At 39.9% G+C, this 16,579-nt stretch carries 11 protein-coding genes; 5 read left to right on the top strand and 6 right to left on the bottom strand.

Annotation, left to right across the window (positions count from 1 at the left end; translation table 11 throughout):
* Positions 1 to 126: 126 nt before the first annotated feature.
* The 3 genes from M3O96_RS09340 to M3O96_RS09330 form a co-directional block, all read right to left on the bottom strand.
* A complete protein-coding gene (locus tag M3O96_RS09340) occupies positions 127 to 1,455 on the bottom strand; it encodes a GntP family permease (protein WP_249720080.1) in 1,329 nt (442 codons plus the stop codon).
* Positions 1,456 to 1,508: 53 nt separating this feature from the next.
* Entirely contained in the window at positions 1,509 to 2,975 is a 1,467-nt protein-coding gene (locus tag M3O96_RS09335; protein ID WP_249720079.1) for a Gfo/Idh/MocA family protein, read from the bottom strand.
* 186 nt (positions 2,976 to 3,161) lie between these two features.
* Positions 3,162 to 4,055 carry a sugar phosphate isomerase/epimerase family protein gene (locus M3O96_RS09330; protein WP_249720078.1) on the bottom strand — a complete coding sequence of 298 codons (894 nt, stop codon included), beginning with the start codon at positions 4,053 to 4,055 and terminating at the stop codon, positions 3,162 to 3,164.
* A 384-nt stretch (positions 4,056 to 4,439) separates the two neighbouring features.
* On the opposite strand from M3O96_RS09330, the gene M3O96_RS09325 reads away from it, so the two are divergent.
* The 5 genes from M3O96_RS09325 to M3O96_RS09305 are packed head-to-tail and all read left to right on the top strand — an operon-like array spanning position 4,440 to position 13,385.
* Positions 4,440 to 7,790, top strand: a complete 3,351-nt coding sequence (locus M3O96_RS09325; protein WP_249720077.1) for a helicase-related protein — start codon at positions 4,440 to 4,442, stop codon at positions 7,788 to 7,790.
* Positions 7,791 to 7,793: 3 nt separating this feature from the next.
* On the top strand, positions 7,794 to 11,390 hold the full coding sequence (locus M3O96_RS09320) for an Eco57I restriction-modification methylase domain-containing protein (RefSeq protein ID WP_249720076.1): 3,597 nt from the start codon (positions 7,794 to 7,796) through the stop codon (positions 11,388 to 11,390).
* An 11-nt stretch (positions 11,391 to 11,401) separates the two neighbouring features.
* Positions 11,402 to 12,535, top strand: a complete 1,134-nt coding sequence (locus M3O96_RS09315; RefSeq protein ID WP_249720075.1) for an AAA family ATPase — start codon at positions 11,402 to 11,404, stop codon at positions 12,533 to 12,535.
* Between the two features lie 4 nt (positions 12,536 to 12,539).
* The gene (locus M3O96_RS09310; RefSeq protein WP_249720074.1) at positions 12,540 to 13,151 is read left to right on the top strand and encodes a hypothetical protein; all 612 of its coding nucleotides are present in this window, start codon (positions 12,540 to 12,542) and stop codon (positions 13,149 to 13,151) included.
* A gap of 36 nt (positions 13,152 to 13,187) precedes the next feature.
* Positions 13,188 to 13,385, top strand: coding sequence for a hypothetical protein (locus M3O96_RS09305; RefSeq protein WP_249720073.1), 198 nt, complete (start codon positions 13,188 to 13,190; stop codon positions 13,383 to 13,385).
* Positions 13,386 to 13,429: 44 nt separating this feature from the next.
* Here the strand turns inward: M3O96_RS09305 and M3O96_RS09300 are convergent, their stop codons facing one another.
* The 3 genes from M3O96_RS09300 to M3O96_RS09290 are packed head-to-tail and all read right to left on the bottom strand — an operon-like array spanning position 13,430 to position 16,572.
* On the bottom strand, positions 13,430 to 13,903 hold the full coding sequence (locus M3O96_RS09300; RefSeq protein ID WP_249720072.1) for a cupin domain-containing protein: 474 nt from the start codon (positions 13,901 to 13,903) through the stop codon (positions 13,430 to 13,432).
* A gap of 55 nt (positions 13,904 to 13,958) precedes the next feature.
* On the bottom strand, positions 13,959 to 15,107 hold the full coding sequence (locus M3O96_RS09295) for a sialidase family protein (protein ID WP_249720071.1): 1,149 nt from the start codon (positions 15,105 to 15,107) through the stop codon (positions 13,959 to 13,961).
* A gap of 22 nt (positions 15,108 to 15,129) precedes the next feature.
* Entirely contained in the window at positions 15,130 to 16,572 is a 1,443-nt protein-coding gene (locus tag M3O96_RS09290) for a sulfatase family protein (RefSeq protein ID WP_249720070.1), read from the bottom strand.
* Positions 16,573 to 16,579: the final 7 nt, after the last annotated feature.

Raw genomic sequence — 16,579 nt, 5'->3', positions numbered from 1 at the left:
TGAGGATGTAGGAAGTATTTAGAGGTGGGAGGTGAATGGTAAGTGGTAAAAAAAACAAAATCATCCCATCCATTTCATGCTCAATGGCTAGAAAGCTGGTTACATCAGTATTCTGTCTTCCGTCCTTTAAACAAAAAGCGTAATCAAATAAATCACCGAAATCGCTGTAACTGACATGATCAGCGTTCCCAAGCTATGCGTTTGATTTCCCTGCTTGATCGAAAGGCCTGACAATTGGGTGACTGCCCAAAAGAAACTATCATTGGCATGGGAAATCGCAATCGCGCCCGCACCGATTGACAAAGCCGCAAACACCCGCATTGTCTCCGAATCCAGACCCAAACTCACCAAAAGCGGCGCAATAATTGAAGCTGTGGTAATCATCGCCACAGTAGAGGAGCCTTGAGCAGTTTTCAGGGCAAAGGCAATCAAGAAAGGAAGAAAGATACCCCAATTGGCACTGCTCATATTGGCGCTTACCATGTCACCGATTCCTGAGTTTTGAAGCATTTTGCCAAAAACCCCACCGGCACCGGTTATCAATATCACAGGTGCAGCAATCAACATGGCCTCACCGATCCAACCCGTGGAGGATAATAACTTCCTGTCAAACTTTGCCGGTAAAGTGAAAGACAAAAATGCTCCTATCAGCAAAGCGATTACCGGGCTACCCACAAACAGGATTACAGTAGTAAACATATTTTCCCCAAAAGGCAAAGTTGGATATTTGGCTATTGAGGCAAGAATAATCAGAATCAAAGGAACAATTACGGGCAAAAATGAAGAAAATGCTGTAGGAGGTTTTGGAATAGTTTTCCCCACCTCCACCTCAGCAACTTTTGGTTCAAGGGGGATTTTCAAACATACTTTTCTGATAAAAAAGTAACTTGGGACCAGTGTGATCAAACTTACAATCAAACCCCAAAAGATAATCATTCCCAAGTCAGCCTCCAAGATCCCCGCTGTTGCTATGGGTCCCGGAGTAGGCGGCACAAGAGAATGACTTGCAGTGGCTCCCAAAGCCACAGCAATGGTTGTCGCAGCATAGGGAACTTTACTTTTGAGCGAAAGGGATTTGCTGATGGGATTCAGCATGATGAAAGTACTGTCGCCAAATACCGGAATAGAAAGGATATAACCACTCAGCAACATAGCTACGGTCACGGATTTTTCACCAATCCAAGAAAGTATCTTTTCTGCTATGACCAAGGCCCCTCCTGTTTTTTCCAAGAAAGTACCCATTATCACGCCCAACAATATCAGCAAACCGATACTTCCCAAAACTCCCCCAAAACCATCCGTTATGGACTTGAGAATCAGATCCACCGGCATACCGGATAATAGTCCGTATACAATTGCGCCTACAAATAGGGCTAAAAACGGATGGATATCATACTTGACAATGGCTATCAGGATGAGCGCCAATGCAAATAGAATAATCAGTAGGGTCAACATGGCTGGTTATGGGTTGGATAGGTTTAAATAAAAGCAAAAAAGGAATTGAGGTGCTATACCTCAAAACCTTTTCTGTATGTTCTGCCGACAAATTGATTGGCTTCTTCAAGATTGGTGATTCTCATGTTCTCCCCATCCCAAAGCAATTTCCTTCTGCCAAAAAATTCCATCTGCCCTTTGCTGTTTTCCCTTCTCAGCATGTAGCTTCGGATGGCAAGATTTCCCATCAAAACCGTCTCAGTCATCGGTCCTGCATAATCAAAAGAGGACGTTAACCCCTTGTGTTCGGCACTTTCAAATCCGGCTTTGATGGCATCTACCCACTTGCGTTGGTGGCCATATTCAGGTTCCTGATTTTCCAACCTGTCCGGCCCAAATTCTGTGGTGCCATCGTTCATATACAACTTTGGCATCAGCGGAGAGCTGTCGTTGATGTTGGTGGTGATGATTCCCTTCTCCCCGATAATCATGACGCCGTTGGCACTGTTTGCACCGCCGATATCGTGGTCTGCAGGAATGATATCAGGGTGCGAAGGTCTGATGCCGCCATCACTCCAGGTCATTTCGATAGGAGATTGGCTTTTTTGCGTAGCAGCAAAATGCAAAGTGATAAAAGAGGATGCAGGACAACCCTCAGGATTGTAATCCGGTGTCCACATTTTGGAGAAAACAGACCCAACACTGCATTCCGCATCTTTTGGATAATGAAGTCCAAGTGTTCTGAATGGAATATCGATCAAATGGCATCCCACATCTCCCAAAGCTCCAGTTCCATAATCCCACCATCCACGCCAGTTGAAGGGGTGTAAGTTGGGAGTGAAAGGAATCTCTGGTGCAGGTCCTAGCCAAAGATCCCAATTGAGGGCGCTAGGCTTTGAGCTTGGATCAGAGGCAGGAAAAGGTCCTCCCTGAGGCCATACCGGCCTGTTGGTCCAGATCTGCACTTTGGAAATTTTCCCTAATTTCCCTGAATCAACCCATTTTTTGACCATGTCAAGCAGGGGATTGGAGGCGCCCTGATTGCCCATTTGGGTGACAATTTTGTTGGTCCTTGCCATTTCGGTCAGCATTCTTGCTTCCCGGATGTTATGTGTCATGGGTTTCTGAACATAGACATGTTTTCCCCTTGCCATGGCAAAAGCTGCTGCCGGACCATGCACATGGTCAGGAGTGGAAATGGTCACGGCATCGATGTCTTTTTCTTTTTCCAGCATTTCCCTGTAATCCGCGTAGAGTTTTGCTTTGGGAAAATTCTCCACAGATTTTTTGGCAGAACCCGAAAAATCCACATCACACAAAGCCACGACCCTTTCGCGTCCATTCACAGAGGCATTGAAAATGTCGCTTGTTCCTTTGCCACCGGCACCGATGGCAGCGAGGTTCAATTGGTCACTTGGAGCTGTAAATCCAACGCCTCCCAAGACGTGACGGGGAACAATAAAGATGGAAGAAGCTATGGCTGCGTTTTTTATAAAATTCCGCCGTGATTGGTCAGAAGATTCTTTTTTGGGTTTTTTCATGTGAATTGGAAGTTTGGAATCGGGTATAGTTGTAATTTAAATGGGCGTTTTTTCATAGGTTAAGTTTTGTCAAAAAGAAATAAAACCACGCAATAGGTTTTTCTTCTTAAAGACAGGAAATAATGCTGAAATTCAAAACGGATGATTAATCTAACAAATCCCTTTAAAATTTTGACATTATATTATTTACCACTGCTTTTTTATCGTTTCAATGGCTTTAGCCGCCTGATTTTCCATGTTTTCCCACCGGCTTTCCAAAGAAACCGAACCCTCATAACCTGACAATTGTAAAGCCTGGTAATATAGGCTCAAATCCTCTCCGTGGGTTCCGGGAACGGCCCGGCCTTCCTTCTCAGCCACGTGGACATGTTTGAGGAGATGGCCATAATTCAGGATGCTTTCGGGTCCTTCGCCCTCCATTTTCATATGGTAGATGTCCGCAAGCAACCTGTAATTGGGATGGTTGACAGCTTTGACGATCTCCCCGGCTTCACTGAGGCTGTTGATAAAATTACATTCTTTGGTATTGAGTGATTCCAACACCACGGTGATATCATACTTGGCGGCGATTGGTCCGAGGAGTTTTCCCAAAGCAATCATTTGAGCGGTAGCTTCTTCTTTCGAAAACCCATCAGGAACAGACCTGGACCCACTGCTTCCAAAGACCACCAACTTCCCTCCCGCTTTTTGTGCACGGCGAAAAACAACCTCTGCAAAGTCCACAATCTCCTCGTGGACGGCATTGGGACCCACACTTTTTAAGCTTCCGGGAAGGAAAATGATAAAAGCTTGGATGGGCAATGGAGATGATTTGGAGGCTTCTAAAATTTGGTCAAATTCTTCCTCACTTTTGGTTGGAACAAGAAAAGACTGCACATTTTCTTCGATAAAGGAAAACCCTGCATTGGCTAAAATTTCTCCATCCTTATATCCGGCACAGGCACCGATTTTTGGGAAAGTGGTACTTTGGGCAAATGATTCGGGCTGAGAATACCAGATCAAAAAGAAAATTAAAGCGGTTTTTCTAAATAAATCAATAAAAGACCTTGAGTTGGAATACATCTGCTTTTGGTTTTTCATAAGGATCTTGAAAGCAAGGATAAATTGGCTTAAAAATTAGCCAAATTCAATTTTACCTTGAAAAATTATGTGGGAGGAGAAGATTTGGAAGTCTATAATTTAGTTAGTCTTAAGAAAAAACTGTTAATTTCAATTTTAAAAATAAGTTCTTTAAGTTTTTAATTCATATAGTTTTTGAAAGTGTAATGTATATTCTAAATCCGAATTGAATCCAATACTATATTGCTAAAAATAGAAACCAAACAGTTCCTATATTTGAAAAAATGAATTTTCCCAGATTTCGTTGTTCAAAATAAAATCGAAAAGGAAATGAAAATAAAGTCAAATTTAAACTGGTGAAATAAGTGAAATTAAAAATGAATTTAACATTGAAAAATTAAGGTAATGCCACAAATATTTGACAACATTGAGAATCACTTATCGGAGGGTTTAAATTATACTCTCGATGTTTCTTATCGTGCTGATTTTTGCGTAGGCTATTTTAATTTGAGGGGTTGGAAACAAGTTGCTCACCATATTGACAATTGGAAAGGTGGTGATGAAAATTGTTGTCGCCTGTTAGTGGGAATGCAAAAGCCACCACAAGAAATAATTAGGGACTATTTTTCAAAAACTGAACATAGTGGCATAGACAACCAAACCGCTATAACAATAAGAAAAAAACTTGCACAGGAATTTAAAGAACAACTTACCATTGGCATTCCTACGGAAGCTGACGAGCAAGGACTTAGAAAACTATCGGCACAAATCAAAGACAAAAAAGTAGTTGTAAAATTATTCTTGCGTTATCCGCTACACGCAAAACTTTATTTGTGTTTCCGTGACGACAAAATCAATCCAACAATTGGCTACCTAGGTAGCAGTAACCTAACTCTTTCAGGGCTTTCATTGCAAGGAGAATTGAATGTTGATGTTTTAGACAGAGACGCTTCAAATAAATTATCAAAATGGTTTAATGACCGTTGGGATGATAAATTCTGCATTGACATATCAGATGAACTTGCCGACATTATTGACAATAGCTGGGCAGCAGACAAGTTAATTCATCCTTATCATATCTATTTAAAAATTGCTTATCACCTTGCACGTGAAGCAAGAGCCGGAATTTCTGAATTTAAAGTTTCCAAGGTTTTTGAAAAACAACTTTTGGACTTTCAGTTAAAAGCTGTTTTGGTTGCAGCACATCACTTGAATAAAAGAGGTGGTGTAATCATTGGCGATGTTGTAGGATTAGGAAAAACTATAACCGCAACAGCATTGGCAAAAATGTTTGAGGACGATTTCTTATTAGAAACCTTAATTATTTGCCCGAAGAACCTTGTAAAAATGTGGGAAGATTATCGCCACAAATATCAATTAAGAGCAAAAATAATTTCAGTTACCCAAGCACAAACGGTATTACCAAAAGAGAGGCGTTATCGTGTTGTAATCATTGACGAAAGCCACAATCTGCGTAATCGTGAAGGCAAGCGTTACAAAGCTATTCAAGAATACATTCAATTGAACGACAGTAAGGTGATATTGCTTTCTGCAACACCATACAACAAAACATATCTTGATCTATCCAATCAATTGCGTTTATTCATTCCTGATGAAAAGGATTTAGGAATCAGCCCTGAACACTTTATTGAAAGCATAGGCGGGAAAGTTCAGTTTATGGCAAAGTATCAAACTCCCATTCGGAGTTTACCCGCATTTGAGAAAAGTGAATTTGCGGATGATTGGAGGGAATTAATGCGATTGTATTTAGTTCGCAGAACAAGAAGTTTTATTAAAGCCTACTACACACAAACGGACGAAACCAATAACCGAAAGTTTTTGACTTTTGCTGATGGCTCTAAGTCTTATTTTCCAGACCGCTTACCTAAAAAAGTGGAGTATCAATTTGATGCAAACGACCCAAGCGACCAATATGCAAAATTGTATGCGGATGATGTGGTGCAAATTATTAATCATTTGAATTTACCTCGTTATGGTTTAGGTCAAGACCAATACATCAATCAAAAACCATTGGTGAAACCAACCAAGGAAGAATTGGTGATAATGAGCAATTTAGGTCGTGCAGGAGCAAGGTTAAAAGGATTTGCCAGAACTAACTTATTTAAACGATTAGAAAGTAGTGGTTATTCATTCCTTCTTTCTATAAGCCGCCACATACTACGCAACTACATTTTCATCTATGCCATTGAAAACAAACTTCCCTTCCCTATCGGAAAGCAAGATGCCAATATGCTGGACTATTATTTGGAAGATGAAGACATAGAAAACACAGTTTCAGAGATTGAAAAAATCAATCTGATGCTAAGTGAGGAATCATACTTCAATCAATCACAGAAGATTTATGATTTGTTTTCTACCACCTATAAAAACCGCTTTGATTGGATAAGCAGTGAATTGTTTTCAAAAACACTTAAAGACACATTACTCAATGACAGCCGTGATTTAATGAAAATTCTTGTCCTTGGAAAAGATTGGAGTGCAGAAGCAGACAGACAACTCATTACTTTATTTAAACTCATTTCCAAAAAACACGGCAATGAAAAGGTTTTGATTTTCACTCAATTTGCCGATACCGCTAAATACATAACTGCGGAATTGAAAAAGAAAGGCATTAAGCAAGTGGATTGCGTAACTGGTGAAAATGATGACCCAACTTCGTTCGCATACCGTTTTAGCCCCGAAAGCAACGACAAACGCAAAGAGGTGAAAGAATCTGAAGAAATACGTGTCTTGGTAACAACAGATGTTTTGAGTGAGGGTCAAAATTTACAGGATGCCCATATCATTTTGAATTACGATTTGCCATGGGCTATTATTCGCTTAATTCAACGCGCAGGACGTGTGGATAGGATTGGCCAAAAGGCAGATAAAATCTATTGCTATTCGTTTTTACCGGAAGATGGAATTGAGAAAATTATTCGTTTGAGAAGCCGATTAAAATCTAGATTGGAACAAAGTGATGAAGTGCTTGGCTCACCTGATGAATTATTTTTTGATAATCAAAAAGTAAGGTCGCAATTGGAGGGACTTTATAGCGAGCAGTCTGGAATTTTGGAAGAGGAAGATGGTGAAGTAGACTTGGCTTCTTACGCTTTTCAGATTTGGAAAAACGCAACTGATGCTGACCCTAAACTGAACAACTTAATTCAAGAAATGCAAAATGTGGTTTATGCTACCAAACAAAACACAGAAGCCAAAGAAAACGAAGGGGTGATTGTTTATAGCCGAACTGCTGATGATAATGATGTGTTGGTGTGGGCAAACAAAAAAGGAGAAGTTATTACGCAATCTCAACTCACCATTTTAAAAGCAGCTTATTGCACACCTGACACAGTACCTGAATATAAAATTCCTGAACATCATAAATTGGTAGAAAAAGGTCTGGACTATATCAAAGACATTGAAATAAGCACCGGAGGGCAGCTTGGCAAGCAAAGTAGTGTCCGTTATCGCATCTATATGCACCTTACCCGATACTACGAAGCATACAAAGACACCTTGTTTGTAACCGAAGCAATGAAAAGGGCAATTGACGACATTTATAAATACCCATTAAAAGAAACTGCAAAAGAGGTAATCGGAAGACAACTGAAAGCAGGTGCATCAGATGACCAGTTGGCAAATTTGGTAGTAACATTAAGAGAAGAAGATAAGCTGTGTATCATAACTGAAGAAGATAACGCCAACCGCGAACCCCAAATCATTTGCTCAATGGGCTTAATTAACAAGGAATAGATAATGGCAAAACTCAATATAGAACACACAAGAAAAGCATTGCAGTCATTCGACTTCAAAAAACTATTCATTGAGGAATTGGGCTGGAGCAATCCTTCGTCCAATAAAGCTATCAATGAAACCATTAAAGAAATTGCCATTAGCCGTAAACCTATTGCCGAGTTAAGCGGTGCAGTGGTTTTTGAAATTACTACTCCAACCGGTGAAGTTCCTGAACCCACACAAAGATTGGCTATTGCCAAAGAAATTCAGAAACAACACTTTGAACACGTTTTAATTTTTATAGACAGCGACCGCAAACAAAGCATTTGGCATTGGTTAAAAAATCAAGACAAAAAAGTAGTAAGCCGAGAACATTTCTTTTTTCGCCATCAACCCGGTGATGGATTTATTGCCAAGATTGCCTCATTGGTGGTGGACATCAGCGAGTTTGACCGTGAAGGGAATATTGCCATTGCAGAAGTCGCAACCCGAATTAAATCGGCATTGGATATTGAACGGGTGGTAAAGAAATTCTTCCGTGATTATCAGAATGAATACATCGTTTTCCTTGACCTAATTGAAGGTATTGACAATGAAGCGGACCGTAGATGGTATGCTTCCGTAATTCTCAACCGCTTGATGTTTATCTATTTCCTGCAAAAGAAAATGTTTTTGGATAATGGCGATACAGAGTATCTGAACCACAAACTCGAATTCTCAAAAAAGGATTTAGGTAAGAATAAATTTTACAATGAGTTCCTCTCTAAACTTTTCTTTGAAGGATTTGCGAAACCTAAAGACAATAGAGGGCGAAATGCTGATGAGAGAAAGAAAATAAACGATTTAATTGGGGAGATAAGATACCTGAACGGAGGTTTGTTTTTGCTGCACAAAATAGAAGTAAAGTATCAAGGGAGAATCAAAATACCGGACCAAGCTTTTGATAATTTGTTCGACTTGTTCAACAGATACAGTTGGACCCTTGACGACACACCAGGTGGAACAGACAATGAAATGAACCCTGATGTATTGGGTTATATTTTTGAGAAGTATATAAACCAAAAGGCATTTGGAGCATACTATACCCGGACCGAGATCACCGAATATCTCTGTGAGCAAACTGTTTACAAGCTCATTCTTGATGCAGTTAATGAACCTGAGATAGATGCTGATATTCTAAAAATTGCAGGTGCAGAAAAGTATAAGGCAAAACGGTATGATTCAATTGCCGAGTTATTATTGCATCTGGATGCAAAAACGTGTAAAAAATTAATTGTAGGAGAAGAAGCTATAATTCCGAACCTAAGTTTGCTCGACCCTGCCTGTGGTTCAGGTGCATTTTTGGTGGCAGCTATGAAAACCCTTATCAATGTTTATGCAGCTATTTTGGGAAAGATTGAATTTTTTGGCGATAAGAAACTGACCGAATGGAAACAGCAAATTGAAAAAGACCATCCGAGCATTAACTATTACATCAAAAAACAAATCATCACCAATAATCTTTATGGGGTGGACTTGATGGAAGAAGCCACAGAAATTGCCAAACTCCGTTTGTTTCTTGCTTTGGTAGCCAGTGCCGAAACCGTTGAACAATTAGAACCACTACCCAATATTGACTTTAACATCATGAGTGGTAACTCGCTTATTGGAATGATGAGAGTAGACCCAAATAGATTTAATAAGCATATACCACAACAGACTCCAAAAGGCAAAATAGTTAGTAATGCCACACTTTTTCAGCCTGGGTTGATTCAAGGGAACATCTTTGCTGAAGGTCACTCTAAATCCTATAAACAACTGATTAACGAAAAGGAAGCAGCCATTCGCAGCTTTCGGAATGCATATGAGCTTGGAATAACAGACATTGAAGGTTTAAAGAAAACAATTGATGAAAGCGAACAAAAAGCAAATGAAATTCTCGATAATTTATTAGTGGAGGAATTTACAAATCTTGGTATTATATACGAGCAAGTAACTTGGGACAACAAGAAAAACAAAGTAGGTAAAAGCATTAAGAGAAGCATCAATTTAAAAGACATACAATCCCTAGAACCCTTTCATTGGGGTTATGAATTCTCAGAAATTTTCAGAAAGAAAGATGGCTTTGATGCGATTATTACTAATCCCCCTTGGGAAGTATTTAAACCTAACTCGAAGGAATTCTTTCTTGACTACTCCAAAGTGGTTTCAAAGAAGAAAATGAACATCAAGGACTTTGAAAAAGAACAAGAAATACTCCTTCAAGATGATGAAATTAGGGCTGCTTGGACGGATTATCTTAGTCGTTTCCCACATGTTAGTTCCTATTATAGAATTGCTACTCAATATAAAAATCAAATATCAGTAGTTAATGGAAAGAAGGCGGGTTCAGACATAAACCTATATAAACTTTTTACCGAACAATGCTATAATCTTTTAAGAAAAGGAGGATACTGCGGTATTGTAATTCCAAGTGCCATATATACAGGTTTAGGAACTATGCAGTTGCGAAAAATGCTGTTCGAAGACACTCAAATTTCCAATCTGATTAGTCTATCAAATGAGAAGTTCATTTTTGAAAATGTTCATCACGCTTTCAAGTTTTGTTTTTTGAGTTTTGAGAAGGGGAAAAAGACAAAAAAGTTCAATGCTATTTTTAGAATTGACCCAAGAGAAGCTATACATCCTAGAGATTTAGAATATCTTTTTGATGCCGGAGACGATTATATTGAATTATCCCCTGAGCTTATTGCCAAATTATCTCCAGATGCATTATCTGTAATGGAATTTCACGGTGAAATTGACAAGAAGATAATAGACAAAATGGTGATGTTTTCACCATTAGGGGAAATCAGCGAAAATGAATGGAATCTAAAAATTGGAAGCGAATTTCATATGACTGGTGATAGTCATTTGTTTAAAACAAAGCCAAGTAAAAATTCTTTGCCTTTATACGAAGGTAAAATGATAAATCAATTTGAACATTATACAAGTTTGGCGAAATATTGGGTTGATGAAAAGGCAGGAAGACAAGCAATAATTGGAAAAAGAAAAGATGATGATGGAGAATTTTTACCATATCAAGATTACAGGCTTGGATTTAGAGCAGTTGCAGGAAACACAAATAGCAGAACAATAATTGTAGGTCCAATTCCTAGAAACGTTTTCTGTGGTAACTCCTTGTTGGTTTCACAGGATTTGGTTGGGGCAAATCTGGTTGTTGCTCAAGCATTATTGAACAGCTTCATTGTTGATTTTTACGCACGACAGATGATAACGAACAATGTTAATATGTTCTACATCTATCAACTTCCAGTTCCTCGCTTAAAATCCAAGGACAAATGGTTTACAGCCATTGTAGAACGGGCAGCCCGCTTAATCTGCACCACCGAGGAATTTGCCCAACTATGGGAAGAGGTAATGAAAACCACGTGGAGTGAGAAAGAAGCAGCAACACAGGAATACGAACGGAGCAAACTAAGGGCAGAGTTAGACGGCATTATTGCCCACATATATGGCTTAAGTGAGGAAGAATTTGCTTATATCCTATCTGCTTTCCCAGTTGTCCCGCAACCTCAAAAGGTCGCTACCCAAAACGCATACCGTGATGTAGAAAGAGAATTGATAAAACCTAATTAAAAAATCAGACGATGATTAAAAATTTAGAAATCAAAAATTTCAAAGCCATAGAAAATGCCAAAGTAAAATTGACACCGCTAACGGCTTTTATTGGGTATAATGGATCCGGAAAGAGTTCTCTTCTTGAGGCACTGGAAACCTTTCAGGTAATTGTTACCGATGGTTTGGAGAAATCAATGAGTCGTTGGAGAAAATTTGAGCATATCCACCATAAAGGCAAAAAGAAACAACGTAAGTTCAACAGTGCAGGTATTGAATATTTTTATGCTCCGATGGAATTTATATTTAATGCAGTTTTTCAAAAGCAAAAAACACGGTTTTCTTCAGCTATAGGTCAAGACTTAGCTGAACATATATATTTTTTGGAAGAATCTGTAAACTATCCGCATCAACCCAACAATTTTATAAGAAAAAGAACACCGGACCACCTTTATATAACCGATGATAGAGAAACCCTTTGGTTACGCCCCGAACTTTCGATTTTAACAGCAGAGATAGGAATAAGGAAATATGTGGAGAGTTGGCAATTTCTTTCTATGAACACTTTTTTGATGGGTGACCCTCAATCACAAAAGAAAACAAGTGGTGTGATAAAACTAAATACTGATGGGAGAAATATAGCAGAATATGTTCTTTCTATCCGCGAAAAAAACTTAGAAGTTTATACAGGTATTTTAGAAACGCTCCAATATGTTTTGCCTTATGCCAAAGACCTTCAACCGCAGATAACACAAGAGTTGGAAAAAATGGTTTACCTGCAGCTTTCTGAGCAGGATTTTAAACTACCTGGCTGGATGCTTTCAACAGGAACTCTGAAAATATTGGCACTTTTAGCTGTATTTCGCCATCCTGAACCCTCGCCCTTAATCGTGATTGAAGAACTAGAAAACGGGCTTGACCCAAGAACCATTCACCTTGTTGTATCCGAAATCAGAAACTACATTGATAACAAGAAAGGACAAGTTTTAATCACTTCACATTCGCCTTATCTGCTTGACCAATTGCATATTTCTCAAATCGTTTTTGTAGAAAGAAAAGATGAGAAAGTTTCTTTTTCACGTCCGGGAGATGATGAAGAGGTCCTTGAATGGTCAAAGAAATTTGCACCAGGACAATTATACACCCAAAAAGGATTCTCAAGCTAAGCGTATGAAGTTAGGATTTATTTTAGAGTGCGGTCCCCAAGGGGCAGACTTAAAGGTTTGTAAAAACTTAGTAGGCAGAATTCGACCTGATGACGAGTTTGTGGCCATTACACTTGACAACAAGCCCAAATTAATCAGTGGATGTGGAGAAGCGGCAAAGCAATTGATAAAATCAGGCTGTGAAACGGTTTTCATTGTTTGGGATTTATATCCCGATTGGCGTGAAGACAGAACAAGACCTTGTATGAAAGAAGACCGTGACAATATTTTTGAATCTTTAAACGCAGCAAATGTTCCACGAACCAGGGTGCATTTAATCTGTATTGAACAGGAGTTGGAATCTTGGCTGATCGCTGACGGAAGAGCAATTTCAATTTTTCTTTCTACCCAGACAAGGCAAGTTACAATCGGACACGAAAGGCGACCAGACCAAGTTCAAAATCCGAAGAAGAAGCTCAACAGACTTTTCACACAAAGTAGAGGCGGCAGCTTTAATTACATTGACTATATGCACGCAGAAAAGTTGGTTGCATTAATTCCCGACTTCCAAAAATTGAAAAAGAGTGAAACTTTTAAACGACTTTATTTTAAGTTGACAGGAATCGATTTAATTTAAATGAAGAAAAAAATGACATTTGAAAAACCTCATGATATGCCAAAAAACAATCAATTGATCATCGATTTGTCTGATACATTCAAAACTTCAAAAAGCGCAAAAGTGATCATAGAGGAAATTGATGATATCAGATCTGAAAAAATAGAATTGCTAAAAAAAGCTTCCTCAGATCCGCTTTTCCTATCTGATGTCGCGGAAATCAATTCGGATTTTGAATATTCAGACAAAGGATAGCATCTTTTGACATTTTTTGACAAACTCTTTTCAATTTACCTCCTTCAAGTTAATCTCTGAATAATCTCCTTTGCTTCCGGCCATTTGGAAAGGAGTTCGTCGGCACTGTACAACCTAAAATCTTGGAAATCAAAACCCGGAGCGACCATACAGGAAACAAGGGAATAAGAATCTGGCTGCTCTACCGTAGATCCAAAAATCACTCCCGGAGGAACCAATTGCTGCGGTCGGTGGCCTTCATTATCAAGTGGGCCTACCAAGAGTTTTTCATAGCCCTTTACAGAAAGAATATGCACCGTCAGCGGACTGCCTTCATGGTAAAACCAAATTTCATCCCCCGCGATGGTGTGGAATTTGGAGACATTGTCCGATGTCATCAAAAAGTAAATGCATGTCGCCAAAGACCGCTCAGCACCTGCAGTATCCAAGCCTGATCGGTATGTTTCGGAAAAATAACCTCCCTCAGGATGCGGCTTGAGTTGTAACTTTTCTACCAATTCTTGGATTCGGGTATTCATTTTTTCGGTTTAAATATTAAAAGCGAATTTTTATTTTTGAAGAAGGATTAAAAATTCAATCCTTCCACTTGATCTTTTTGAAAATAATTTTTGTGTAATTATCCTGTTCGTATAGTACTCCTACATTCTTATCATTCACCCTGACCAAATCACTGTATGCAGTCCAAGCCTGTTTATTTGGATCATCGGTTCGGTCAATTACTATTGATTTTTCCCAGGTTTTCCCTTCGTCAAAACTGATCTTGAGCGAGAGGTTATTCCTATTTTTGGGATCTGCAGCATTGGAATGGGCCAAAATGGTTTTTCCATTTCTTTCACCTAGCGGAAGGATGGAACCTTGACAGACCGGATCGGGAAGCGCTGCTTCGAAATAAGCTTCATCCCAAGTTTTGCCACCATCGGAGGAATAGGCCAAAATTCTACTTCTGATATCTCCGCGTTGATTTCTGACGCTCATAATCATCCTGTCGGCTGAAAGTTCCGTGGCAATAGCCTCATTCGAACCGGGAATTTCTATGGACTCAGACAACTGAAAAGTCTTGCCATGGTCATCCGAGAAAAATCCATGTGCCCGGTATTCCATAAAATCCTCCTGCGGCGGTCCTACTGAATGGTTGGCAGCCACGTAAATCCTGCCTTTGTATTTGCCCTGCTGAAACTGAAAAGCATGCCCGGGAGTATTTGCATAGTGCCTCCAATCTTCTTTGGAATCATAGGCGGCATTGAATGTTGGATTGTTTGGTCGGTGAACTTGCGGCGTGATATTGACAGGCTCTTGCCAACTTCTTCCCAAATCCAAAGATTTCATCATCCACACTTCCCTTACTCCCCTGTTCATGCGGATATCATATTCATGGTTGTTTCCGGTGTTGTAAAAGAGATAAACCACTCCATCAGGATAAGCAGGATCATACAAATCCACCACAGGCGCGGGATTTCCTGCCTGCAACTTGTCATAATCTACCAGCATTTGGAGTGCTGACCAGGTCTTTCCTCCATCTTCACTCCTTTTCAATACCAGATTGACATCTCCAAAATCATCAGAACCATTGACCCGGCCTTCGGCAAAAGCCAAAAAATCCCCGTTGGGTAAGTCGATGATAGCCGGAATCCTGTAGATCTTGTGACCTTCTTTTCCTCCTTCAAAAACAATCGTCTCTTGAGAGAATCCTTGACTCCAAATCCCAAGAAATAGAAGGGACACAAATAGTCCTGTTCGGTTAGTTTTAATAGTTTTTTTCAAAATATCGCTTTAAAGTATAATCAGGCTGCCATTGATCAGGTTGCCTTAAGATTGATTTAGGATCGTATTCCATAGGCTTGATGACTTTGGCTGTTAACTCAGTGGTGTCACCGGTTTCTTTTTGCCAAAGTTTCATCAGCTTCAAAAGCGCTTCTCTCTTTTCTACATAATCATCCTCGTAAGCTAGATTTTGTATCTCTATGGGATCATTTTTCAGATTGAATAATTGTGTAAAGTCCCTTTCAGGATATCGGATCAACTTCCAATCTCCTTCCCGAACGGCCCGAATCGTATTTCTGTAAGCTGTAAAAAGTGACCCTCTGACTTGGGTTTCCTTTCCCTGAAGAATCGGAACCAAACTTTTGCCTGTGACTTCCTTGGGATTCGGCAATCCTGCCAATTGAGATAAAGTAGGATATAAATCAAACAGATACGTAAGCGCATCAAATTCCTTTCCTTCGGGCACGCCGGGTCCTTTGATGATCAGGGGGACTTTGGTACTGTGCTCGTAGAGGTTTTGCTTCCCAAGCAGGCCATGGCTTCCGACTGCCAGGCCATTGTCAGCAGCATAGACGATGATCGTGTTATCGTATTGCCCATTATCTTTCAAAACAGAAATTATTTTCCCGATCTGCTGGTCCAAGTGGGTGATCAATCCATAATAGTCCGAGAGAATCATCTGAATCACTTCAGGCTTTCGTGGCCAGCCAGTCAGGTTTTCATCACGGACGTTCAATTGATCAAACTGAAAAGGGTGAAGTCCCATATAATTACCCGGAAGCGGCAGGCTTCCGTCAGGATAATAGTTGATGAATTTCGGAGCAGGCGAATAGGGATCGTGGGGGACAGTGAAGGCTACATAGCAAAAGAAAGGTTTCCCTGCGTCGTTTTTTGAATGGTTTTGGATGAATTCAATGGCTCCCTCTGCAAAAACCTCCGTGGAAAATCCTTTGATTTGAGGATCTCCCAGTTTCCCATTTTCATCAAAGTCCCTAAGTGCAATCGCATAATGGTCTGCCATACCGCCCAGATAGACATTTTTAGCTTGCTGAAAAGTCGCCTCAAAGGCCTCTTTTTCATTGTGCCATTTACCTGTACCAAAAGTTGTATAGCCTGCTTTTGAAAAATCCATCGGCATGGTATTGACCCCATTGAGCCGGTCATAAACTTGAAAAAGACTTTTTCCACTCAAGAGCATCGCCCGGCTTGGGGCGCAGATTGCACCGTGGTGTCCCCCCATTACATAGGCGTTGGTAAATCGACTTCCTTCCCTTGCCAATTGGTCAATGTTGGGAGTTTGGATATAAGGATTGCCACTGATGCCAAGGGCATCTGCCCGCTGGTCATCTGCAAATAAAAAAAGGATATTCGGTTTTTTGGATTGAGGATATCCGGCAAAAGATATGGTTAATAATAAAATTAACACAATAGAT

Origin of the sequence: Aquiflexum sp. TKW24L (assembly GCF_023502205.1) — a bacterium.
Lineage (GTDB): Bacteria > Bacteroidota > Bacteroidia > Cytophagales > Cyclobacteriaceae > Cognataquiflexum.
The sequence above is the reverse complement of the archived record's forward strand: the minus strand, read 5'-3'. Positions and strand labels throughout refer to the sequence as shown.

Coding starts and splice junctions, on each gene's coding strand:
- M3O96_RS09310 (WP_249720074.1), top strand. CDS start 12,540: ATGAAGTTAGGATTTATTTTAGAGTGCGGTCCCCAAGGGGCAGACTTA.
- M3O96_RS09300 (WP_249720072.1), bottom strand. CDS start 13,903: ATGAATACCCGAATCCAAGAATTGGTAGAAAAGTTACAACTCAAGCCG.
- M3O96_RS09330 (WP_249720078.1), bottom strand. CDS start 4,055: ATGAAAAACCAAAAGCAGATGTATTCCAACTCAAGGTCTTTTATTGAT.
- M3O96_RS09315 (WP_249720075.1), top strand. CDS start 11,402: ATGATTAAAAATTTAGAAATCAAAAATTTCAAAGCCATAGAAAATGCC.
- M3O96_RS09305 (WP_249720073.1), top strand. CDS start 13,188: ATGCCAAAAAACAATCAATTGATCATCGATTTGTCTGATACATTCAAA.
- M3O96_RS09340 (WP_249720080.1), bottom strand. CDS start 1,455: ATGTTGACCCTACTGATTATTCTATTTGCATTGGCGCTCATCCTGATA.
- M3O96_RS09335 (WP_249720079.1), bottom strand. CDS start 2,975: ATGAAAAAACCCAAAAAAGAATCTTCTGACCAATCACGGCGGAATTTT.
- M3O96_RS09320 (WP_249720076.1), top strand. CDS start 7,794: ATGGCAAAACTCAATATAGAACACACAAGAAAAGCATTGCAGTCATTC.
- M3O96_RS09325 (WP_249720077.1), top strand. CDS start 4,440: ATGCCACAAATATTTGACAACATTGAGAATCACTTATCGGAGGGTTTA.